Source organism: Alkalimonas sp. NCh-2 (assembly GCF_039631345.1).
GTDB classification, from domain to species: domain Bacteria; phylum Pseudomonadota; class Gammaproteobacteria; order Enterobacterales; family Alteromonadaceae; genus Alkalimonas; species Alkalimonas mucilaginosa.
This window is the reverse complement of sequence record NZ_JBDIUV010000001.1, coordinates 227,520-248,390: the sequence shown is the minus strand read 5'-3', so window position 1 is coordinate 248,390 and position 20,871 is coordinate 227,520. Positions and strand designations below refer to the sequence as shown.

General features: G+C 52.7%; 20 protein-coding genes. 16 read left to right on the top strand and 4 right to left on the bottom strand.

The window, feature by feature from the left end; genetic code table 11:
• Positions 1-99: 99 nt before the first annotated feature.
• The 11 genes from ABC502_RS01220 to ABC502_RS01170 all read left to right on the top strand — a co-directional run bounded on the left by ABC502_RS01220 (position 100) and on the right by ABC502_RS01170 (position 11,213).
• Complete coding sequence (locus ABC502_RS01220; RefSeq protein WP_330088083.1) at positions 100-2,376, top strand: DPP IV N-terminal domain-containing protein; 2,277 nt, start codon at positions 100-102, stop codon at positions 2,374-2,376.
• A 58-nt stretch (positions 2,377-2,434) separates the two neighbouring features.
• Complete coding sequence (locus ABC502_RS01215) at positions 2,435-3,088, top strand: GntR family transcriptional regulator (RefSeq protein ID WP_330088084.1); 654 nt, start codon at positions 2,435-2,437, stop codon at positions 3,086-3,088.
• A gap of 50 nt (positions 3,089-3,138) precedes the next feature.
• Positions 3,139-4,347, top strand: coding sequence for a Xaa-Pro peptidase family protein (locus ABC502_RS01210; protein ID WP_345914641.1), 1,209 nt, complete (start codon positions 3,139-3,141; stop codon positions 4,345-4,347).
• Positions 4,348-4,492: 145 nt separating this feature from the next.
• Entirely contained in the window at positions 4,493-4,735 is a 243-nt protein-coding gene (locus ABC502_RS01205; protein WP_345914640.1) for a hypothetical protein, read from the top strand.
• 55 nt (positions 4,736-4,790) lie between these two features.
• Positions 4,791-6,737, top strand: coding sequence for an ATP-dependent DNA helicase (locus ABC502_RS01200; RefSeq protein WP_345914639.1), 1,947 nt, complete (start codon positions 4,791-4,793; stop codon positions 6,735-6,737).
• Between the two features lie 87 nt (positions 6,738-6,824).
• Positions 6,825-8,294, top strand: coding sequence for an outer membrane protein transport protein (locus tag ABC502_RS01195; RefSeq protein ID WP_345914638.1), 1,470 nt, complete (start codon positions 6,825-6,827; stop codon positions 8,292-8,294).
• Positions 8,295-8,369: 75 nt separating this feature from the next.
• Positions 8,370-9,053, top strand: a complete 684-nt coding sequence (gene tsaB, locus ABC502_RS01190) for a tRNA (adenosine(37)-N6)-threonylcarbamoyltransferase complex dimerization subunit type 1 TsaB (protein WP_345914637.1) — start codon at positions 8,370-8,372, stop codon at positions 9,051-9,053.
• 80 nt (positions 9,054-9,133) lie between these two features.
• Entirely contained in the window at positions 9,134-9,430 is a 297-nt protein-coding gene (locus ABC502_RS01185) for a hypothetical protein (protein ID WP_345914636.1), read from the top strand.
• Positions 9,431-9,506: 76 nt separating this feature from the next.
• Positions 9,507-10,244, top strand: coding sequence for an SDR family NAD(P)-dependent oxidoreductase (locus ABC502_RS01180; RefSeq protein WP_345914635.1), 738 nt, complete (start codon positions 9,507-9,509; stop codon positions 10,242-10,244).
• Entirely contained in the window at positions 10,241-10,732 is a 492-nt protein-coding gene (locus tag ABC502_RS01175) for a DUF2878 family protein (protein WP_345914634.1), read from the top strand. Before ABC502_RS01180 ends, ABC502_RS01175 begins: the two co-directional genes overlap by 4 nt.
• Positions 10,713-11,213, top strand: a complete 501-nt coding sequence (locus ABC502_RS01170; RefSeq protein WP_330088093.1) for a chalcone isomerase family protein — start codon at positions 10,713-10,715, stop codon at positions 11,211-11,213. The genes ABC502_RS01175 and ABC502_RS01170 overlap by 20 nt, the downstream gene beginning before the upstream one ends.
• A gap of 4 nt (positions 11,214-11,217) precedes the next feature.
• Here ABC502_RS01170 and ABC502_RS01165 read toward each other — a convergent pair whose 3' ends face one another.
• A complete protein-coding gene (locus ABC502_RS01165) occupies positions 11,218-12,543 on the bottom strand; it encodes an alkaline phosphatase (protein WP_345914633.1) in 1,326 nt (441 codons plus the stop codon).
• A gap of 222 nt (positions 12,544-12,765) precedes the next feature.
• On the opposite strand from ABC502_RS01165, the gene ABC502_RS01160 reads away from it, so the two are divergent.
• The 5 genes from ABC502_RS01160 (at position 12,766) to ABC502_RS01140 (ending at position 18,983) form a co-directional block, all read left to right on the top strand.
• The gene (locus ABC502_RS01160) at positions 12,766-13,656 is read left to right on the top strand and encodes a methyltransferase (RefSeq protein WP_345914632.1); all 891 of its coding nucleotides are present in this window, start codon (positions 12,766-12,768) and stop codon (positions 13,654-13,656) included.
• Between the two features lie 4 nt (positions 13,657-13,660).
• Positions 13,661-14,485, top strand: coding sequence for an alpha/beta hydrolase (locus ABC502_RS01155; RefSeq protein ID WP_345914631.1), 825 nt, complete (start codon positions 13,661-13,663; stop codon positions 14,483-14,485).
• A 161-nt stretch (positions 14,486-14,646) separates the two neighbouring features.
• Complete coding sequence (fadD, locus tag ABC502_RS01150; protein ID WP_330088097.1) at positions 14,647-16,305, top strand: long-chain-fatty-acid--CoA ligase FadD; 1,659 nt, start codon at positions 14,647-14,649, stop codon at positions 16,303-16,305.
• Positions 16,306-16,308: 3 nt separating this feature from the next.
• Positions 16,309-17,448: a ribonuclease D gene (rnd, locus tag ABC502_RS01145; RefSeq protein ID WP_345915123.1), complete on the top strand. Its 1,140-nt coding sequence runs from the start codon at positions 16,309-16,311 to the stop codon at positions 17,446-17,448.
• A gap of 161 nt (positions 17,449-17,609) precedes the next feature.
• Positions 17,610-18,983 (top strand): DUF4397 domain-containing protein, encoded by a 1,374-nt coding sequence (locus ABC502_RS01140; RefSeq protein WP_345914630.1) that lies wholly within the window; start codon positions 17,610-17,612, stop codon positions 18,981-18,983.
• A gap of 78 nt (positions 18,984-19,061) precedes the next feature.
• Here the strand turns inward: ABC502_RS01140 and minE are convergent, their stop codons facing one another.
• Genes minE through minC form a run of 3 tightly spaced genes read right to left on the bottom strand, consistent with a single transcriptional unit; the run spans position 19,062 to position 20,868 of the window.
• The gene (minE, locus tag ABC502_RS01135; RefSeq protein WP_228591508.1) at positions 19,062-19,322 is read right to left on the bottom strand and encodes a cell division topological specificity factor MinE; all 261 of its coding nucleotides are present in this window, start codon (positions 19,320-19,322) and stop codon (positions 19,062-19,064) included.
• 4 nt (positions 19,323-19,326) lie between these two features.
• The gene (minD, locus tag ABC502_RS01130; protein WP_330088099.1) at positions 19,327-20,136 is read right to left on the bottom strand and encodes a septum site-determining protein MinD; all 810 of its coding nucleotides are present in this window, start codon (positions 20,134-20,136) and stop codon (positions 19,327-19,329) included.
• A gap of 33 nt (positions 20,137-20,169) precedes the next feature.
• Entirely contained in the window at positions 20,170-20,868 is a 699-nt protein-coding gene (gene minC, locus ABC502_RS01125; RefSeq protein WP_330088100.1) for a septum site-determining protein MinC, read from the bottom strand.
• Between the last annotated feature and the right edge of the window lie 3 nt (positions 20,869-20,871).

Here is a 20,871-nt window from a genome sequence, read left to right as displayed (position 1 = left end):
GGTTTGATTTTGTATACAATATTCCTTATTGTTTGCTAAGCCAATGCACTTTACGAGATACCAACGAAAATGAAAGACGCTCACTTGCAAAGCAACAGGATGCTCACTCGTGTGTTAAGCGCAGCTCTGTTTTGTATGGCGCTGCCAGTTCAAGCGGCACCTGATCGTGGCAGTATTGAGCAGGCACTGGATTTACGTGAGCGCTGGTTGCCACTTACCAGGGATGTAATGTTGGCCCCTGTTTGGGCATCCGATGGCGATACTTTTCATTACAAGCTGAGTGTCGAGGGGGGCTTCTATTTTTTTCGTCAATCGCTGACTGGCTCAGCACCGCAACTGGCTTTTGATCATGATAAGGTGGCCAGTGGTATATCGGCAGCAACCGGACACAGCTACCAGGCAGAGGTGTTGCCTTTTGAGCAGTTCCAGTTCACCGAGCAGATGGAGGCTATCACCTTTTACCTGAACAACGCCCGCTGGCAATGTCAGTTGCAAACGCCTGATTGTCGGGATATCACAGAACCACGACAAGGCAGTGCTTTTGGCGTCGTGCGGGATTTAAATCAGGATGTCGATGCCAGCCCGCTATGGTCGCCGGATGGCCGTTATCAGGCGCTGGTGCGGGGGCATAATCTGTTGTTGTTGGATCAGCAGGGGCGTTTGCTGCTAAAGACTGACGATGGCAATGGCAGCAACTTTTACGATCCACAGTCGATCCGCTGGGCGCCGGACAGTTCGGCGCTGCTGCTGGTCAGGGTGCAGCCTGGTACAGCCCGCTATGTCACCCGGGTATTGGCGGCACCTGAGGATCAACTGGAGCCCAAGGTCATTCAGCAGCTCTACCCTAAGCCCGGTGATGCAGTGGATATTGATCAGCCGGTGTTGATAAAGCTGCAAGCAAAAACCGTAACGCCGATTGAAAATGCACTCTTTGCCAACCCCTACCGGATTGACCAGTTGGTCTGGCAGCAGGATAGCAGTGCTTTTACCTTTCGCTACACCGAGCGCGGTCACCAGCGGATGCGGATTATCCACGTCGACGCGGCAACCGCGAAAGCCACTGCTTTGGTCACGGAAGATAGCCCCACCTTTGTTAATTTATGGGCGGCTTTTCATCAGCCCTTACAGCAGGGGGTGCAAGGTGTGGTCTGGTTATCGGAGCGCGATGGCTGGGCACATTTGTACCGTACGGACAGGAGTGGCAAGAAGCTTCAGCAACTGACCAGTGGCAACTGGCGGGTGCGTCAGGTGCTGGCGATTGATGAAAATGCTGGCCATGTCTGGTTTACCGCCAGCGGCTATTATCCAGAGCAGGACCCGTACTATGAGCAGCTATTTCGGGTCGATTTGGCTGGCGGCAATCTGACTGCACTAACAGAGCGCAATGCCCATCATGAAGTCGTGTTGTCGCCGGATCGCCAGCACTTTATTGTGCGCTACTCGCGGGTGGATTTGCCCTATGTGACAGAGCTGCGCCAAAGCAGTGATGGGGCTTTAATCCGTACTCTGGCTCAGGCAGATATCAGCCGGTTGACCGCTGCTGGCTTTCGGCCACCACAGCCGTTTGTCGCCAAAGGACGGGATGGTGCAACCGATATCTGGGGCTTAATCGTCAAACCGCAAAATTTTGACCCGGAAAAACGTTACCCGGTGATTGAAAATATCTACGCCGGCCCACACGACAGCTTTGTGCCCAAGAGCTTCTGGCCTTTTGGCTTTCATGCCGGTGGCGATAAAGTGATTGGCATGCAGGCGCTGGCGGATCTGGGTTTTATTGTGGTGCAAATCGATGGTATGGGCACCGCCAATCGCTCCAAGGCTTTCCACGATGTGGCCTGGCAAGACCTGGCGGACTCAGGCTTTCCCGATCGCATCCTGTGGCATCAGGCGGCAGCAGATAGTTTTCCCTGGTACAGCATCGAGGGTGGCATTGGCATTTACGGCGCTTCAGCTGGCGGTCAGAGCACGGTCGCTGCTTTGCTGTTTCATCCGGATTTTTACCGGGTCGGCGTGGCCTATGCCGGTTGTTACGATAACCGGATGGATAAAATCAGCTGGAATGAGCAATGGTTAGGTTATCCGGTGGGGCCCCAGTATGCCGCTTCATCGGTGGTGGAGCAGGCGCATTTGCTGCAAGGGCAGCTGTTGATTATCAACGGCGAGCAGGACAGCAATGTAGATCCGGCCTCGACCATGCAACTGGTGGATGCCCTGATCCGGGCGGATAAAGACTTTGATTTGCTGATTGTACCGGGTGGGGAGCACAGTGTCGGGCGCTCCAGTGGCCCGATTCGCTATGTGCAGCGCCGTCAGTTTGATTTCTTTATCCGGCACCTGCAAGGTGCTGCCACGCCGGATTGGAACCGGGTACACTAATGTTGCGGTAGTTATTAATACCAACAGTTAAACCTGGCTAACAGCAGATGAGGATGATATGGCCTTAGAGTACAAAACCCGTACCCAGGTTGTATTAGAGGAAATCCGCAACAGAATTTTAAGCGGGAAAATTAAAGCTGGAGAACCGCTTAGGCAGGCTGCACTGGCTGAAGATTTAAATGTAAGTCGTATCCCAATCCGCGAGGCTCTACTTCAACTCGAAGCTGAAGGTTTGGTTGTTTTTGAGCCTCACAGAGGAGCAACAGTAACCGAGCTTTCTTCAACGCAGGTTATGGAGTTGTTTGAACTACGGGCTTTGCTGGAAACGGAGTTACTGCGATTAGCAATACCAAAGCTGACTGAAACAGCATTGGCAGAAAGTGAGCATATTTTACAGCAAATGACACTAGCCTATCAGATGGTAGATACTTCAGGGAGTTGGAGTGAGCTGAATAGCCGCTTTCATTTAAGTTTGTACCTGGCAGCTGAGCGGCCAATGATGTTTGAAATTGTCCAGAACCTGAATAAAAACACGGATCGGTACATCAGGTTGCATCTATTGCTGGCTGGTGGCGTCACTAAATCAGATCCAGAGCACTTAACATTGTTAACGCTATGCAGGCAAAAGAATGTCGAGCAAGCTTGCATTTGGCTGCGACAGCACATTTTGGGAGCAGCCAGTGAAATTATTGAGCTGGTTAAGCAGCAATAACATGGAGTGGTATTTTCCTTACCGCTTCAAGGAAAAGAACAGGAGTCACTATGGCAAACGGCATCGGTGGAACAAGTAAAGAAGAAGCTTTGAATACTTTACATGATATGGCGGCCTCGGTGGCACCTATCGAAGTGAAAGAGTATCAACAACGGCTGGATAAAGCCCTGAGCCTGATGCAGCAGCATCAGCTGGATGCGGTGTTGCTAAACGCCGGTACCAACCTGCGTTATTTTACCGGCGTTGACTGGTACGCCAGTGAGCGGCTGGTGGCCGCCTTGCTGCTGCGTGATGGCCGTTTGCTTTATGTACTGCCGCATTTTGAGATTGGCAGCATCAAGCCCAGGATGCAGCTTGCAGGCGAGATCCTAAGCTGGCAGGAACACGAAAATCCTTACCAGCTCTGTGCCGATGCCATCATGGCTTTGGCCGGCGAGCAGGCCCGGCTGGCGATTGATGAAAGCGCGCAGTTTTTTATTGCTGATGGTATTCGTCAGGTGGCGGCCAGCTTTCAGCTGAGCAATGCCAAAGTGGTGACTGCTGGCTGTCGGATGCAAAAATCGGCTGCAGAGCTAGCGCTAATACAGCGGGCGATGGATATGACGCTGGCGGTGCATCAGGCCACCGCCAGCATGCTTTATCCTGGTATCAGCACGGCAGAAGTCGAGCGTTTTATCGATCAGGCCCATCGCAAAGTCGGGGCATCGGGCTCGTACTTTTGCATTGTGTTGTTTGGTAGCGATACGGCATTTCCTCATGGCGTGGCCCATCCAAAAACACTGGAAGTGGGGGATATGGTGCTGATTGACACCGGTTGCCGTTTGCATGGCTATCTGTCGGATATTACCCGCAGTTATGTCTTTGGGGAAGCCACGGCCAAACAGCGCGCGGTTTGGCAGCATGAAAAAAATGCCCAACTGGCCGCTTTTGCCGCTGCCACGCCGGGAGCGGCTTGCCAGCAGGTCGACCGGGCTGCCAGAGCCTACTTGCAGCAGCAGGGCTATGGCCCCGATTATCAGCTGCCAGGCTTGCCGCATCGCACCGGTCATGGCATTGGGCTGGATATTCATGAATGGCCCTATCTGGTTGAAGGCAATAGCACGCCACTGGCAACCGGCATGTGCTTTAGCAATGAACCCATGCTGGTGCTGCCCGGTGAGTTTGGTGTGCGGCTGGAAGATCACTTCTACATGGCCGAACATGGCCCGGTCTGGTTTACCGAGCCGGCGCACAGCATCGACAATCCGTTTGGTCTCTGACGCGCTGGAACCAATGGCTTGTTTGTTCTGTCTTAACCTAAGCAACAGTTGATTGAAGGCTGTTGCCAAAGCTGTTGCTTAAGTTTTCTGCTTTGTTGCCGATAACAAGCTAAGCTTGTAACGATCCTATCAACGGAGGCGGGCAATGGATGTCATTATTCCATTTTTGCAGCGCACCCCGGGCACCCCTGTCGAGCAGGAACCCAGGGTGGTCCCGCCTGTGTTCAAAGAGGCCCGGTTAACTCCACTGAAAAAAGAACGTGATCAGCGCGATGAACGCTATGGCGGGAAAAAACGCCAGGCCAGTAGCTTGCCCGAAGCACCGGAAACCACGCCGGAAGAGCAACAAACCGTCGATCAAGACGGCCATGTCGATATCTATATCTAAGCCTTTTCTGCTACCATAGCGCCACAAAATTATCTTTACCTTGGTTAAGGCAGGCATGGCATCCATTCGCGCAGAGGTGGCAGCAGCATTTCGTCCAGCAGGGCCTTTAGCCCGCCAGATCCCAGGCTTTCGCGCCCGCGATGCGCAGTTGCAGCTGGCCGATCGCATCGCCCATGCCATTGAAAAGCAAAGCGTATTGTTGGCCGAAGCCGGTACTGGTACCGGCAAGACCTTTGCCTATCTGGTGCCGGCGCTGTTATCCGGCCAGAAAGTGCTGATCTCGACCGGTACCAAGAATCTGCAGGAACAACTGTTTCATCGCGATTTACCCAGCATGACCGCCGCTTTGGCCAGCCCTTTGCAGTTGGCCTTGTTAAAAGGCCGCGCCAATTATCTGTGCCTGTTCCGGTTGGAGCAGCATGTAGCCCATGTGCCGGTGGCCGAGCCGCAGCTGATGCAGGATTTAACTTTAATCAACAAGTGGGCAGCGGAAACCCAAACCGGCGATATCGGTGAGCTGACCTATATTGCTGAAGACTCCAAAGCATTGCCCTATGTCACCAGCACCACCGATAACTGCCTCGGTAAAGATTGCCCGGTGTACGAAGACTGCCATTTACTGAAAGCCCGGAAAAAGGCCCAGGCCGCCGATCTGGTGGTGGTCAATCACCATTTGTTTTTTGCTGACTTGGCGATTAAAGACACCGGCTTTGGTGAGCTGCTACCGCAAATGGACGTGTTTGTATTCGATGAAGCGCATCAGTTGCCGGATTTAGCCTGCGATTACTTTGGCGAGCATGTCTCCAGCCGGCAGTTGCTGGAACTGTGTCGCGACCTGGATCTGGCCTGCAAAACCGAGCTGCGCGATCATCCTCAGCTGCGCAAAATCACCGACAAAGTTGCGCAGCAAGTGAAAGACTGGCGCTTGCAGTTCCCGGTAGAGCCCGAACGGGGCAATTGGCGTGAGCGCAGTCTGCAACCGCAGATGCAAAGCATGATGCAGCGTTTAACCGAGAGTATGGAGTTGCTGTATCAGGTACTGAAGGAAAGCCTGGGGCGCAGTGACGCCGTCGATCACTGCTTTGAGCGGTTGGCGCAAAACCGCAATCGCCTGCAAAAGCTGAACGACACCAGCAAGCCGGATGTCAGTCTTTGGTACGACACCAGCCGCCTGCATCTGACCTTGCACCTGACGCCGCTGAGCATTGCGGAAAAATTTCGCGAGGTGGTGTTTGCCGGCCAAAAAAGCTGGGTTTTTACCTCGGCTACGCTCTCGGTTGATGGCGGTTTTGCCCATTATCAGCAGCAAATGGGGCTGGAGCAGGCCGATACTCTGCTGCTGGACAGTCCCTTTGATTACCAGCAGCAGGCACTGCTTTGTGTGCCGCGCTATTTGCCGGAGCCGCATCAGCATCAGGCGATGCAGCAAGCCTTATTGAACACCGCCATACCGCTGATTGAGGCCAATCAGGGCCGCTGTTTTATGCTCTTTACCAGTCACCGCATGCTGAAGTGGATGGCCGAGGTACTGCCAGAGCAGATTCGCCAGCCGGTGCTGGTGCAGGGCCAAACCAGCAAGCGGGTGCTGCTGGATAAGTTTGTGCAGCTGGACGATGCGGTGCTGCTTGGTACCAGTAGCTTTTGGGAAGGGGTGGATGTGCGTGGTGATGCGCTGAGTCTGGTGATTATCGACAAACTGCCCTTCGCCAGTCCGGACGATCCTTTGTTGCAGGCCCGGATGGAAGCCAGCAGCAAGCAGGGCGTGGATCCTTTTGCTGCCGTGCAACTGCCGCAGGCGGTGATCAGCTTAAAACAGGGCGTAGGGCGTTTGATCCGTGATGTGACCGATCGCGGCGTGCTGGTGATTTGCGACAACCGGCTGGTGACCCGGCCTTACGGTGAGGTGTTTTTAAAAAGCCTGCCGCCGATGCAGCGAAGCCGCGATCTGACACGGACCTTGCAGTTTATTGCCGACAAAGCCAGCGCCAGCAAAGACGACTAACGGGCTATTTTCTCTGATGTAGAGCCTGTACTCTAAGGTCTGACCTCTTTATACTGCCAGCCTTTTGCTGTCGACAAGGCTGTATCTATGTTGAAAAAGTCCCCGTTTTCCCTGGCTGTGGTCAGTGCGCTGCTGTGTGGTTCGCTGCAGGCTGAAGGTTATAAGTTGTATGAGCAATCGGTCAGCAGCATGGGCACGGCCTATGCCGGCCGCGGTGCCCAAGTCACCGATGCCAGCCTGGTGTACTCCAACCCGGCGGCCTTAACCCGGTTGCAAGGCGCTCACTTTGCCGGTGGCATCAGCTTTGTTGGTGCCAGCAGCCGTTACTCGGATGCGCAAGCTTTCAGTGCCAATGGCCAGCCGGTGGCCGGGCGCAGCGATGGCAACAACAAGCTGCGTTCCGTGATCCCATTTTTGTTTTACAGCAACCATCTTAACGAGCGGCTGAGCTATGGGCTTGGTCTTTATGTGCCTTTTGGCATCGGTGCCGAGTACGACGATGATTTTGTCGGCCGTTATTTTGCCACTGAAACCGGCGTGCAGGTGGTGAGCGCTCAAGTCTCGCTGGGTTACCAATTGACCACTAACTGGTCGGTGGGCGCTGGTGTTTCGCTGAACCGGGTGAGCGGCGTCTTATCCAAATACAAAGATCACAGTGGCCTGTGCGAGTTAGGGGAAGCCGCAACCAATACGCTTTTTGGCGCGCCGGTCTACAACGATGCGTATTGCCACAGTCACTATGAGGTAAAAGGAGACGATCTGGCGCCTGGTTTTAGCTTAGGCCTGCATGGTGAGCCCTGGCAGGGCACCCGATTGGCCCTGATGTACCAATCGGCCATTCGTTTTACCCTGACCGGTGATTCGGTGATCAGCAATACTCCGATCACAGGTGCCAATGTGCAAGGGCACCCTGGCTATCTGGTGATCGCCCCACAGCTACCGGCCATTGATTTAACTACCGGCAAACTGGCCGCCATGCCACAGCTGACCGAAGCCAGCCAACTGGATTTAACCACGCCAGCCAGTGTTGCTTTTAGCCTGGATCAACAGTTGACTGAACTGCTATCGCTGCAGTTTAGCCTGGCCTGGACTGAGTGGAGCCGCTTTCAGAGCATTGATATCATCAGCGCCGACCAAAGCCCGAGCTTATCGCTGAGCACAGAGTTGCCACAAAACCTCAATGCGCCAGGCTATATTGGTTATATTCCGCAAAAATGGCAAAACAGCTGGTCCGCTGCAGTTGGGCTTAGCTTTCAGGCACAGCCGAACTTGCTGCTCAAAACCGGCCTGGCCTTTGATCAGAACCCGATCCGGCCCGAGCGCAAAACAGCGCGGATCCCAACCGATGACAGAACCTGGCTGACTCTTGGCGCCAACTGGCGTTTTTCTGCCAAAAGCAGCCTGGATGTCGCTATTGGCCATATGTGGATGCCCGGCGTTTCGGTCGATGAGTTTGAGTACAATGTGCAGGACCAGCCGTTGTACCAAAGCCGTTTTCAGGCCAACTACCGCAATAAGGCGCTGTTGATTGGTATGCAGTTCAATCGCAGCTTCTAAGGTGCTCTCATGGTATTTTGCTGCCAGCCAAGGTAAAATCCGCTGTCTTTTTGGCTGTGACCCCTGGAGTATGGCGTGAAATTACTGGCCCTGGATACCTCAACCGAAGCGTGCTCTGTGGCTCTGCTTGATGGCAGTGAGCTGCTTACGCTGGATGAAGTCTGCCCGCAGCAGCACAGCAAGCGGGTGCTGCCAATGGTGCAGCAACTGCTGACCGACAGTGGCCTTAGTTTAACTCAACTCGATGGCCTGGTGTTTGGCAAAGGCCCTGGCAGCTTTACCGGTGTACGGATTGGTGTTGGGGTGGCGCAAGGGCTGGCTTTTGGTGCTGACTTACCGGTCTATGGTGTCTCGACCCTGGCAGCCATGGCGCAGGCCGCTTACCGGCAGTTACAGGCCAGCCAGGTGCTGGCAGCCATTGATGCCCGTATGGCCGAAATCTATTTTGGCCGCTATCAGTTGGATGCCAATGGCTTGATGCAGCTGCAAGGCCAGGAGCAAGCGGTTAAACCGGATCAATTGGCCCCGCTTGATTCCGGTGAAGATTTTACTGCTGTGGGCACCGGCTGGCAGACTTATGCTGAAGTGTTGCAGCAATGGCAAGCAGCGCAAAGCAGCGATATTTTGTACCCATCGGCGCAGGATATGCTGCCGCTGGCCCGGCAGGCGTGGGATGCCGGTCACTTTGTGACAGCCGAGCAGGCTGAGCCGAGCTATGTGCGGGATACTGTTAGCTGGCAAAAGCTGCCAGGGCGTTAGTGCTCTTTCTGGTTACTTGGCACTGCCGCCGACACTGGTTATACTTCAGCCAATCATTTATTTTTTGCTGAGCTACTGCCTTGAGTTTTAGTCTGGAAAATAATCTTGCTGCCACAGGCGTTGCCGGGATCTTTCGGGAGACCACGCCACGTCCTGCTCGGCCGGAACAGCCAGCTGTTAACTCGGAACTACCGCAAGGGCAGGGCATCCGCCGCTCTGAAAAAGCACTGGATGCACTGGAGCAAAACCGTAGCCGGAAAAATGCCATGCCTGCAGGGGCTCAGGCATCGCAAAAAACCGCACTTTACCAGGACATTGCCAACCAGCAGCAACGCTCTGAACTGCAATCCATGCTGGGCATTGACCTGTACGCTTAACTTTCCGTATCAATCCAGCTGATCTTCCTGCTGCTCCCAGTCGTAGAATGTCGTATTGCCTTCTACTGGATTGATCATGCCTTGTTGTTTAATTACTGGTGCCAGCTCTGGCATTGGCCGCCAGCTCGCCCTGGACTACGCCCGGGCCGGCTGGCAGGTGCTGGCCGTCGCCCGCTCAACCGATGCGCTGGAAGCCCTGGCTGCTCAGCATGACGGCATCCGTCCGGTGGTGGCCGATCTGACCCGGGCCGAAGATATTGCTGCGCTTTGTCAGGGCATCGCCGAATCCGGCCAGCCGCTTGATTTGGCGGTTTTAAATGCCGGGACCTGCATTTATGTCGATGCAGGGGATTTGCAACTGCCAGACTTTGAGCAAACCTTCGCCATTAATTTCTTTGCCATTGTCCGGTTAAGCGCCGCCTTGCTGCCCTTGTTGCAGCAGTCGAAGCAAGGGCGGCTGGCATTGGTCAGCAGCCTGGCGCACTACTTTCCTTTTACCCGGGCCGAAGCTTATGGGGCCAGCAAGGCTGCCGTCAGTTATTTTGCCGATAGTCTTCGGGTAGATTGGGCCGATAAGGGGGTGGCGGTGACTCTGATAGAGCCTGGCTTTGTCGATACGCCACTGACGCAGAAAAATGACTTTGCCATGCCGTTCTTACTCAGTGTCGACGATGCCAGCCAGCGGATGCTGACAGGGCTGAGCAAGGGCAAGCCTCGCATTCGTTTTCCTAAACGCCTGGTCTGGTCGCTGAATTTGCTACGGTTGCTGCCTTACCCGCTGCGGATCAGGGTAGCCGGGGGAATGAAACCATGAACTGGCGCGCCGTGATTGGTTTTGAACTTGGTTGGTTGGCACTGGTGTATTTTCAGCATCTGGCGATGCTGCCGGTGGCCATCTACCTGCTGTGGGCCTGGTGGCGCTTGCCGAGACCCAGGCAGATCCTGGTGTTGCAACTGGCGTTGTTAGGGATAGCTATCGACAGCGTCTTGGTGTTTACCGGGGTGTTGCAGTTTACTACTACCATCTGGTTGCCGGCCTGGTTTTTGTTACTCTGGTGTTTGTTTGCGCTGGCGGTAGTGGAAGCCTTTGCTGCCTTGCTCAAACCCCTTTGTCTGGCACCCATCCTTGGAGCTATTGGTGGGCCCCTTTCTTATCTGGGGGGAGCTGTACTAAGTGGTGGTCAGTTGCTGATGCCGTTGGGCTGGGTTTCCTGGGCTTGCCTGGTACTGATTTGGGCAGGGCTGGCCGCTTATTACGGTTCATTAAATAAGGAGCGATTGCATGCGCAAAAACTTGCTTAGTGTTGTTCTGCTGGCGTGGCTGTGGCCGGCTGCCGCCATGCCGGATTTGCAACTGGTTGGCGAGGGCAGTTTTCGCTATCTGTTCTGGCAACTGTACGATGCCCGCCTTAAAACCAGTGATGGTAGTTTCGATGGCTATCATAACAATGCACCGGTGCTGCTGGAGCTGACCTACAAACGCAACATCAGCCGTGACCAGTTTATTGATGCGACGGTGGATCAGTGGCAGCATCTGGGCCACAGCAGCACAGCGCAGCAGCAGGACTGGGCCAATCAGCTGAAAGGCATCTGGCAGGATGTCGGACGGGGCGATCGTTTGGCCGCTTTGTTGCAACCGGATATGACGGTGGATTTTTTCTTAAACGGCGAAGCGATAGGCAGTGTGACGGATACCGAGTTTGGCCCCTTGTTTTTTGATATCTGGCTGCACCCGGATACCAGTGCACCAGCGCTGCGCCGCCAGCTGCTGGCGGCGCGTTAACCGGTTATTTGGCCGATTGCTGAATAAAGCTCATGATGCGTTTGGCAATATCAATGTTGTCCATAAAGCCGGTGAACTGCTCTGCGCCGGCGCCATAAGCCATCACAGGTACATCAGCGGCGGTGTGGCCTGAGGTGGTCCAGCCGGTACGGGTAGCCTGATTAATGTAGCCATTTAAAAGGCTGTACAGCTTGGGTTGATCGTGTTGCGCTGCAAGTACGGCAGTCAGTTGCTCGTCAGTAAGTCGCAAGCCGGTCCAATGCCGCCATTGATCGGCCAGTTTAGCCGGCTCCAACGCCATCAGGCGTTCGGTAATTTCCCGAACTGTGTACTGCACACCATAAATTAAATCGGCGCGCCATTCGTAAATGCCATCGGCTGCCAGCGCCAGGCCGCCGGTTTCATGATCGGCGGTGATAATCAATAAGGTATCGGGGTTGGCATCAACAAAGGCCTTGGCCGATTGGATGGCAAGTGCAAAATCGTGCATTTCGGCCATGGCACAGGCAATGTCATTGGCATGGCCGCACCAGTCGATTTGGCTGCCTTCGACCATCAGCACAAAGCCTTGTGGCTGGCCTGATAACAGCTCCAATGCTTTTTCGGTCATTACCTGCAAGGGTGCTTCCATCTCCTGGTTTAACACCGAAGGTAGACCACCATCGGCCAGCAATGCCAGCGCGGGTGCTTGCGACAGCTGTGTCAACTGCTGCCAACTGTCGGCGTACTGGTAGCCTTCGGCCTGAAACTCAGCCACCAGATTGCGATCATCGCGGATAAAGTGCGTCAAACCGCCACCAAGCATCACATCCGGCACCAATTGGCCCTCAATACGAATATCAAAGAACTGATCGGCAATGGCATCCATATTACGCCGGCTTGGGTTGTGGGCTAAAAACGCCGCTGGGGTGGCATGGTTGACCTGCGAGCTGGCAACAATGCCGTTGGCTTTACCCAGGCGTTTTGCTTGTTGCATCAGAGTACCAATCGGCAGATGCTGTTGATCGACCGAGATAGCCCCATTAAAAGTTTTCACCCCTGTTGCCAGCGCCGTGGCACTGGCAGCGGAATCGGTGACCAGGGTTTGATCGTCTGGCCAGGTGCTGGAGATGCCGGTCCAGAGCTCATCGTAAATGGTGGGCTTGATTTGTTGCTGTTTGCCTTCGGCCAGAAAATAGCGGTAGGCGGTTAGATAATTGGCACCCATGCCATCACCAATCATAAAAATAATATTGTTGGGCGCTGCCTGCTCTGAAGGCGTTGGGGCTGGGGTTTGGGCGCAGGCACTCAGTAAGGCGATGGCCGCGAGCGGAAGGGTGAAGCGATACATAATGATTCCTGTCAGAAGACACAATGTGTTCAGTGTACAGAATTGTGGGCTATTCGACAAAAACATCGGCTAAACCCCACTTTTGTTGCGATAGTCAGAAAAAATGCAGTGATGTGCTGTATAAAAGTTGGACAGCCTGAACTTTCATGGCATGCTGTACTCAGATGATTTGTAAGAGTTTGTAATCACCATTTGATTTGAATGCAAGTCGATGAGGTTTGTATGACGCTACCAACAAAAATAATTCAAGCGTGCCTGCTTTGTTGTGCCTGCTTCCTGCTGCCACTTAAGGCTGAAATAGCGGCAGAGCAACAATCTTTCTACGAGCAACTTCGCTACTATGCTGAGCATCCGCTTCGCTCTGATGAACACAAAGCCCGAAACCCTCACCGTAACCCAGTGGACACGCTGCTTTTTTTTGATGTTGAGCCACAGCATCAGGTGTTGGAAATTTGGCCTGCTCGTGGTTGGTATACCGAGATCCTGGCGCCTTATTTAAAAGAGCAGGGGCAATTGACCATCGCGCATCACCGCCAGTTGCAATTAGATGCGGATAACGAACGGCAACGCTTCTGGGCTCGTATCAGTCGCCAGTTGTCCGATCGCATCCAGCAACAGCCAGAACATTTTGGGGCCGTGAAGCAACTGGCGTTTGATCCGCCGGAACTGCTGCAACTTGGGCAAGAAGGACAGTACGACAGGGTACTGAGTTTTCGCAATGCGCATATCTGGGATCAGAACGGTACCTTGTTGCAGAGTCTGCAGGAGTTTTTCCGGGTGTTGAAACCAGGTGGTATCCTTGGCATGGTGGAGCACCGGGCCAGCCGGATATCCGATATTAGCAGCTTTGCCGGTGAAGGCTACCTGGATGAGGCCTACATTATTATGGTCGCTGAAGTTGCCGGCTTTGAGCTGCTGGATCGCAGTGAAATCAATGCCAATCCGCTGGATAGCCGTGATCATCCTCGTGGTGTCTACAGCTTACCGCCCACCCTAGCATCAGGCTCTGAAGATCGCGAGCGTTTTTTGGCCATTGGTGAAAGTGACCGTATGACATTAAAATTTATCAAACCAGAGTATGCTTCGCCCCCTCCTTATGCAGTACAGCCATAAGTTCTTGCTGAATAACCTTGAGTTGGCTGCGCTTAGTAGCAGTGAAACGCTGTCTGTCCAGCCGATACTCTGTTTGCATGGCTGGCTGGATAATGCCGCCAGCTTTGTGCCACTGGCACATCATTTGCCTCAGTTGCCATTATTGGCACTGGAGTTTCCCGGCCATGGTCATTCATCACACCGCAGCCCGGATGCAGCCTATTATTTTTTTGACTGGGTGCAGGACTTGGTTGTTCTTTGTCGACAGCAGCAATGGCAGAAACTGACCATCATCGGGCATTCGATGGGCGCTATGGTGGCAACAGCCCTTGCTGCCAGTTTTCCGGAGTTAGTCGCTCGGCTTGTGCTTATAGACAGCCTGGGTTTTGTGGTAGCGGACGAAGCAACCGCAGCCCGGCAATTGCGTGCTGGCATCGAATCACGTTTAAAGCCACGCTCAGGACGAAGCCCTTGCTACCCAAGTCTCAAGGCTGCAGCAGAAGCCCGGCAAAAACAAAGTGACTTTTCACTGAGCGAAGCTCTGCTGCTGGCTGAGCGTGGTACCGTGCAGCAAGCCGATGGTTTTCGTTGGCGGGCAGATATGCGACTAAAGCAACAGTCGGTGTATCGGTTAAGCCCGTCGCAGGCCCGCAATTTAATCGCGGCAGTAGCGTGCCCGGTACTGGCAGTTCTGGCGCAAGATGGTATGTTTAACAAGCAGACTGAAGCATGGCAGCATCATTACCAGCAGCTTACCGTAGATAGTGTTCCAGGTGGCCATCATTGCCATATGACTGCAGCCAGGCAGGTTGCCGCCAGTATTCAGCAATTTTTATCTGCCGCATCCTGAGGTAAGATAACAGCAAGCGGATTGTGGCCTGACCACTTTTGTGGGAAGATAATTGGCTAGAGTAAAAACTCTGAATGGGTGTTGCTGCATTGACAGCCAGAGCAAGCCATAATAAAACAGAATAAAACATTATTAAGACAAGAATTTTTAAGGAGAGGACGGTGGAGCAAGTTTGGTTAAAACGTTACCCAGCCGGCGTACCTGCAGAAATCAATGCCGATCATTATCATTCCTTGCTGGATATTATTGAGCAGAGCATTAATAAATTTCCGGACCATACGGCCTTTATTAATATGGGCAAAAGCATCACTTACCGTGAGTTGGATAAGTTGAGTAAAGCTTTTGCGGCTTATTTGCAAAAAGAGCTGGGGCTTGGCAAAGGCGATGCCGTGGCGATCATGATGCCAAACTTGCTGCAGAACCCGGTAGCTATCACCGGTGTATTGCGAGCTGGTTGTACCGTGGTCAATGTGAATCCTTTGTACACACCACGCGAGTTGGAGCATCAGCTCAATGACTCTAAAACGAAAGCCATCATTATTGTCGAAAACTTCGCACATACGTTGGCTGCTGTGCAGAAAAAAGTAAAAGTAGAGCATGTCATCCTGACCCGGATGGGCGATATGCTTGGTACGGTAAAAGGCACTATTGTCAACTTGGTGGTCAAGCACGTTAAAAAACTGGTGCCTGCCTACCAATTAAACAATGTGATTGCGTTCAAAGATGTATTGGAAAAAGGCCAGCATCTGAAGTATCAAATGCCGGATGTTGATGGCAGTGACTTGGCCTTTTTACAGTACACCGGTGGCACCACAGGCGTTTCCAAAGGGGCTATGCTGACACACCGTAACATGGTGGCCAACCTGGAACAGGCTTCAGCCTGCCTGGACCCAGTGCTGGAAGAAGGCAAAGAGCAAGTGGTGACCGCATTGCCGCTTTATCATATCTTTGCACTGACTGCGAACTTCCTGGTGTTTATGAAGTATGGCGGTACCAATTTACTGATCACCAACCCGCGTGACATGCCTGCTTTTGTGAAAGAGCTAAAAGCTTTTTCTTTTACCGCTTTGACCGGGGTGAATACCTTGTTTAATGGCCTGATGAACACACCAGGTTTTACTGACATTGATTTTAGTCGGCTGAAAATTTCATTGGGTGGCGGTATGGCCGTGCAGCGGCCGGTGGCAGAGCGTTGGCAAAAGCTAACGAAAACCCGCTTGCTGGAAGGCTATGGGTTGACCGAATGTTGTCCATTGGTGACACTGACACCATACGATGTCGATGGTTTTACCGGTAGCATCGGTTTGCCGGCACCATCCACCCTGATCCGTATTGTGGATGAAGAAGGCAAGGACGTAGCAGCCGGCGAGCCTGGCGAAATGATCGTACAAGGGCCGCAGGTGATGAAGGGCTACTACAATCGCCCGGATGAAACCGATAAAACCATCAAAGATGGCTGGCTTTATACTGGCGACGTTGCTCGGATGGACGAGGAAGGCTTCTTCTACATCGTGGACCGCAAAAAAGACATGATCCTGGTGTCTGGCTTTAATGTGTTCCCGAACGAAATTGAAGAAGTGGCAGCCATGAACGATAAAGTGCTGGAAGTTGCTGCGGTTGGAGTGCCGAATGAAGCGGCAGGTGAAGTGGTGAAACTCTTTGTGGTGAAGAAAGATTCATCATTAACAGCCGAGGAACTCATTGCTCACTGCAAGCAGCATCTGACTGGCTACAAAGTACCGAAACAGGTTGAGTTTCGCGATGAGCTGCCTAAAACCAATGTGGGTAAAATTTTACGCCGGGAATTGCGGGAGTCTTAAGTTCTGATAAAGCCATTACTGCAACACAACGACAGCCTGCAGCAATTTTGCTCGCAGGCTGCAACCAAACCGTTTTTGCTGCTCGATACTGAGTTTATCCGCCAGAGTACTTTGCAACCTAAACTGGGTTTAATCCAGTTGTACGATGGTGAGGAACTGGTGCTGGTGGATCCTCTGGCCATCAGCGACTGGCAGCCGCTGCGAAACCTGTTAGCCAATACCCAAGTGACCAAAGTGATGCATGCTTGCATGGAAGATTTGGATGCTTTTCAAACCATAGGTATTGAGTGCATTGCCCCTTTAATCGATACTCAAATGGCTGCGTTATTGTTGGGGCAGGGTAGTAGTGTTGGCTTTGCTGCTTTGGTAGAGCAGGTCACCGGCACCAAGCTGGATAAAGGGGAGTCCAGAACCAATTGGTTGGCACGGCCGCTGCGTGATGCACAGCTTAGTTACGCCGCCAATGATGTGCTTTACTTGTTGCCGGTTTATCAGCAGCTTGAGCAGCAACTTACGGCTGAACAGTATCAATTATTGCAGCAAGAAGCGGAGCAACTGCAACTCAGACGCAGTATGCAATGGCCTGATCAGCTTCGTTTTATTGATGTGAAGAATAGCTGGCAATTAGCACCTCGTGCTTTGGCCATACTACAGCAACTGGTGGTGTGGCGGCTGGATTATGCCAGAAGCAAAGATCTGGCCTTGGGGCTGATCTTTAAAGATGCTCAGCTGTTTGATATTGCCCGCAAAGCTCCGGCCAGCTTCGCTGCCTTGCAGGCAATTCCGGGACTGCCAGAGCGCGAGCTTAAACGTCATGGCCAAATGGTGCTGCGTATCGTGGCGCAAGTCTTAGATACCGATCCGGCCTTGTGGCCACAACCGGCTTATCACCGGGAACACTTTGCCGGGTACCGGGAAGTGACCGCACAAATCCGGGATAGCGTGCAGCAGGCCGCCAGACAGCATCAACTACCGGCTGAGCTGCTTGCGACTAAACGGCAACAAACCGAGTACCTGAACTGGTGCTGGCGAGTGTCGGATGCGGAGCGTCAAAGCCTGCCAGTACCAGAAGTAGTGCGTGGCTGGCGCCAGGCATTGCTGCAGCCTTTACTGCCCTGGCCTGCACATCTGAACCAGAGTTAAACTGAACCAGAGTTAAATGAATTTTATACGTACAAAGGCTGAGTTGGATCAGCCTTTTTTTTGCATTATAACAAGTTAATTTTTCAACTATTTTTCATGTGATCGTCTTTTTGAATGGTGGCGTAAAGTTTGAGCAACCTCCAATCAATAAGGGTATTTATATGAAAGGAATAACACGTCTTGCTATCTCTACAGCGATAGTCACTTCATTGGCTGCATGCAACAGCAGCTCCGATCGTACTGACCCGCCGCCTCCACCACCACCTCCGGTTGTGGATGCATCTTTACGGGTTATACACGCTGTCTCTGATGCACCAGCGGTTAACATTGTTGCCAATGGCGATGTGGCAGTGGCGGGCCTGGACTACGCCGAAAGCTCAGAGCGGTTGGCGTTGGCGCCAGCTACTTATAGCATTGCTGTCGATGCGCTGTTACCAACTGATGAAACACTCACTGTGATTGGTCCGGTGGAGCTGGCTTTGGAAGAAGCCACCAACTACAAAGTCTTTGCTGTAGGCTCTGTGGTGGCCGATAGTATTATGCCTGTGGTCGTGACCTCGGACATCGAAGACATCGCAGAGGGCAATATTCGTCTGCAGGTGGTGCATGCTGCTTCCGCAGCACCGGCCGTCGATATTCATGTCACGGCGCCTGATGCCGATTTAACAGCACCCAATGCAACTCTTGATTTTGCTGAGTATACAGGTGTTCTCAATGTTCCAGCGGGTAATTACCGGGTACGAATCACCTTGCCTGGTGAAGATACCGTGGTGTTTGATAGTGGTGCTTTGGATTTAGCTGCCGGAACCGATCTGGTAGTTGCAGCCATCAATAGCCGCTTTGCTGGTGACTCACCGGTCTCTTTGCTGGCTGTAGCACCAGATGGTACTTTTTTTGATGTGCTGGATGCGAACAGCAAGTCCGCAGTACGGGTGATCCATGGGGTATCGGATGCACCGGCTGTCGATGTGTTGGTGAATGACAGTATACGGCTGGTCGAAGATTTATCTTTCCCGGACTTCACCGGTTACCTCACTGTTGATCCAGATGAGTACAATGTCAAAGTAGTGGCTAATGCAGATAATAGCATTGAAGCCTTTGGTGCGGACCTGAACTTAGCTGCGGGTGCTTTTTACAGCGTGCATGCTCTGGGTTCCTTCGGTGAAGGAGATATATCGCCTCTGGTATTGGTAGATACGCCGCGTCGTGTAGCAACCGAGGCCAAAGTGCGCATTATTCATGGCTCTTTCCTGGCTCCAAATGTGGATATCTATGTGACACCCACTAACGATATCAGCGATGCTGAGCCAGCCTTCAGTGACGTGCCCTTCCTGGCAGAAACCGGTTATGTATCCCTGCCAGCAGGTTCCTTTGTAGTAACAGTGACACCGACTGGCACCAAAGATGCCGCTATTGGTCCGGTTACGTTGGATCTGCAAGCCAATCGTATCTATACCGCTATTGCGCGTGACGGTGTCGATTTAACGGCAGACTTTGGTTTAATCCTGATGGACGACTTTGTGCAGGAAGATTAATTCTGTGCTGGCATCCTGACTGATGTGCAGTTTGGCCCACCGTAACAAGTGGGCCTTTTTTATGCTGTGTAATAGGAACTAACGCTTTTCATCCGGGAAACTCACGTTGAGTTCAAGCACCGAAAGCTCATCGGAGCGCTGCTCCAGCGAGACTGATATTTGATCCGCTGGGATATCAACGTATTTGCGGATCACTTCCAGAATATCACGCTCCAGTTGAGGCAGATAATCCGGACCAGAACGCCGGTTACGCTCATGCGCGACAATGATTTGTAGCCGCTCTTTGGCGGTACTGGCACTTTTTTTCTTGGTGGAACGAAAATAATCCAATAATGACATCTAGCTAACCTCCAAAAATCCGTTTTAGCAGTCCTTTTTTCTCCACTGTTAAGAAGCGGAAATCGACGGTATTGCCAAGCAGGCGGCTCACTGTATCAAGATAAGCCTGGCCGGCATCACTGTCTTGATCCAGTGTGACCGGCTGGCCAGAGTTGGATGCGTTCAGAACGGCCTGTGATTCCGGGATCACACCAATTAACGGAATGGCCAGAATTTCCTGCACATCTTCCACACTGAGCATCTCGCCTTTGGCAACCCGCTCTGGGTTGTAGCGGGTGAGTAGCAGATGTTCTTTAATGGCATCTTCACCGCGCTCGGCTCGGCGAGACTTGCTGCTGAGCATGCCTAAAATGCGATCCGAGTCGCGCACGGAAGATACTTCCGGATTGGTGACTACCACGGCTTCATCGGCAAAATACAGCGCCATCATGGCACCGGCTTCAATGCCTGCGGGTGAGTCACAAATAATGAATTCAAAGTCTTTCGCCAGCTCGTGCAAAACTTTTTCGACGCCTTCTTTGGTCAGGGCGTCTTTATCACGGGTTTGCGAGGCGGGTAAGATAAACAGGTTCTCGACCCGTTTGTCTTTAATTAAGGTTTGTTTCAGATTGGCTTCACCGTTGATGACATTGACGAAGTCATAGACCACACGGCGCTCACAACCCATAATCAGATCCAGATTGCGTAGACCAATATCAAAATCAACAATCACGGTTTTGTGGCCGCTAAGCGCCAAGCCTGTGCCAATAGCAGCGCTGGAGGTTGTTTTGCCAACTCCGCCCTTTCCTGAGGTAACCACGATAATTTTAGCCATGGTAAAAGTTCCTTCCTACAAATCGGTCAATTATTAGTACAGCTCGCTAATAGCAATGCTGTCGTCCTGCATACGAATACAGGCTGCTTTATTCCAAAAATCACCCTGCAAACTGTCACTTAGCCAATAATGGCCGGCGATGGACACCAGCTCGGCTTGCAGGTTGTGACAAAAAATACGCTTGCTGGTGTCACCACTGGCACCGGCAATAGCTTTACCGCGCAAACTGCCGTAAATATGGATATTGCCATCGGCGATCACTTCAGCGCCGGCTCCCACCGCGCCGCGTACAATCAAATCCGCACCCTTGGCATAAATCTGTTGGCCAGAGCGAATGTTTTGCTCTACCACCTTGGTATGCATAGGGACCAGCTCGGTAGGTACTTCTGCAGAGTTTTTAACGGGCTCGGTTGCGACAGCCTTGCTGTCCTGGCCCAGCCGTAACACAGCAAGCCCCGCTTGCTGTGCCTGTTGCTTTTGTTCGGTATCGGCACCTGTTACTCCGACCAATACCAGCTTTAATTGTTCAAATAGCTGTTTTAGTGCTATAAAATCAACGGCCTGATGCTCGGGTGTCAGTTGGATCACCATGGCAGCCTGATGAAAAAAACCAGGTGCCTGAGCCAGCTTTTGTTGCAGGGAAGTGCGCAGGCCAGCAACCGACAAGTCGTGGCTACGGATGACCGACAGCGGGAACAGGCTGCCTTTCAGCTCAAAGAATGGTTCGGACATAGT

Excerpts from the sequence above, each read along its gene's own strand:
- minD (WP_330088099.1), bottom strand. The coding sequence starts at position 20,136 with ATGGCTAAAATTATCGTGGTTACCTCAGGAAAGGGCGGAGTTGGCAAA.
- ABC502_RS01170 (WP_330088093.1), top strand. The coding sequence starts at position 10,713 with ATGCGCAAAAACTTGCTTAGTGTTGTTCTGCTGGCGTGGCTGTGGCCG.
- ABC502_RS01200 (WP_345914639.1), top strand. The coding sequence starts at position 4,791 with ATGGCATCCATTCGCGCAGAGGTGGCAGCAGCATTTCGTCCAGCAGGG.
- ABC502_RS01160 (WP_345914632.1), top strand. The coding sequence starts at position 12,766 with ATGACGCTACCAACAAAAATAATTCAAGCGTGCCTGCTTTGTTGTGCC.
- ABC502_RS01195 (WP_345914638.1), top strand. The coding sequence starts at position 6,825 with ATGTTGAAAAAGTCCCCGTTTTCCCTGGCTGTGGTCAGTGCGCTGCTG.
- ABC502_RS01205 (WP_345914640.1), top strand. The coding sequence starts at position 4,493 with ATGGATGTCATTATTCCATTTTTGCAGCGCACCCCGGGCACCCCTGTC.
- ABC502_RS01210 (WP_345914641.1), top strand. The coding sequence starts at position 3,139 with ATGGCAAACGGCATCGGTGGAACAAGTAAAGAAGAAGCTTTGAATACT.
- ABC502_RS01180 (WP_345914635.1), top strand. The coding sequence starts at position 9,507 with ATGCCTTGTTGTTTAATTACTGGTGCCAGCTCTGGCATTGGCCGCCAG.
- ABC502_RS01165 (WP_345914633.1), bottom strand. The coding sequence starts at position 12,543 with ATGTATCGCTTCACCCTTCCGCTCGCGGCCATCGCCTTACTGAGTGCC.
- ABC502_RS01220 (WP_330088083.1), top strand. The coding sequence starts at position 100 with ATGCTCACTCGTGTGTTAAGCGCAGCTCTGTTTTGTATGGCGCTGCCA.
- minC (WP_330088100.1), bottom strand. The coding sequence starts at position 20,868 with ATGTCCGAACCATTCTTTGAGCTGAAAGGCAGCCTGTTCCCGCTGTCG.
- minE (WP_228591508.1), bottom strand. The coding sequence starts at position 19,322 with ATGTCATTATTGGATTATTTTCGTTCCACCAAGAAAAAAAGTGCCAGT.
- ABC502_RS01215 (WP_330088084.1), top strand. The coding sequence starts at position 2,435 with ATGGCCTTAGAGTACAAAACCCGTACCCAGGTTGTATTAGAGGAAATC.
- ABC502_RS01140 (WP_345914630.1), top strand. The coding sequence starts at position 17,610 with ATGAAAGGAATAACACGTCTTGCTATCTCTACAGCGATAGTCACTTCA.
- ABC502_RS01175 (WP_345914634.1), top strand. The coding sequence starts at position 10,241 with ATGAACTGGCGCGCCGTGATTGGTTTTGAACTTGGTTGGTTGGCACTG.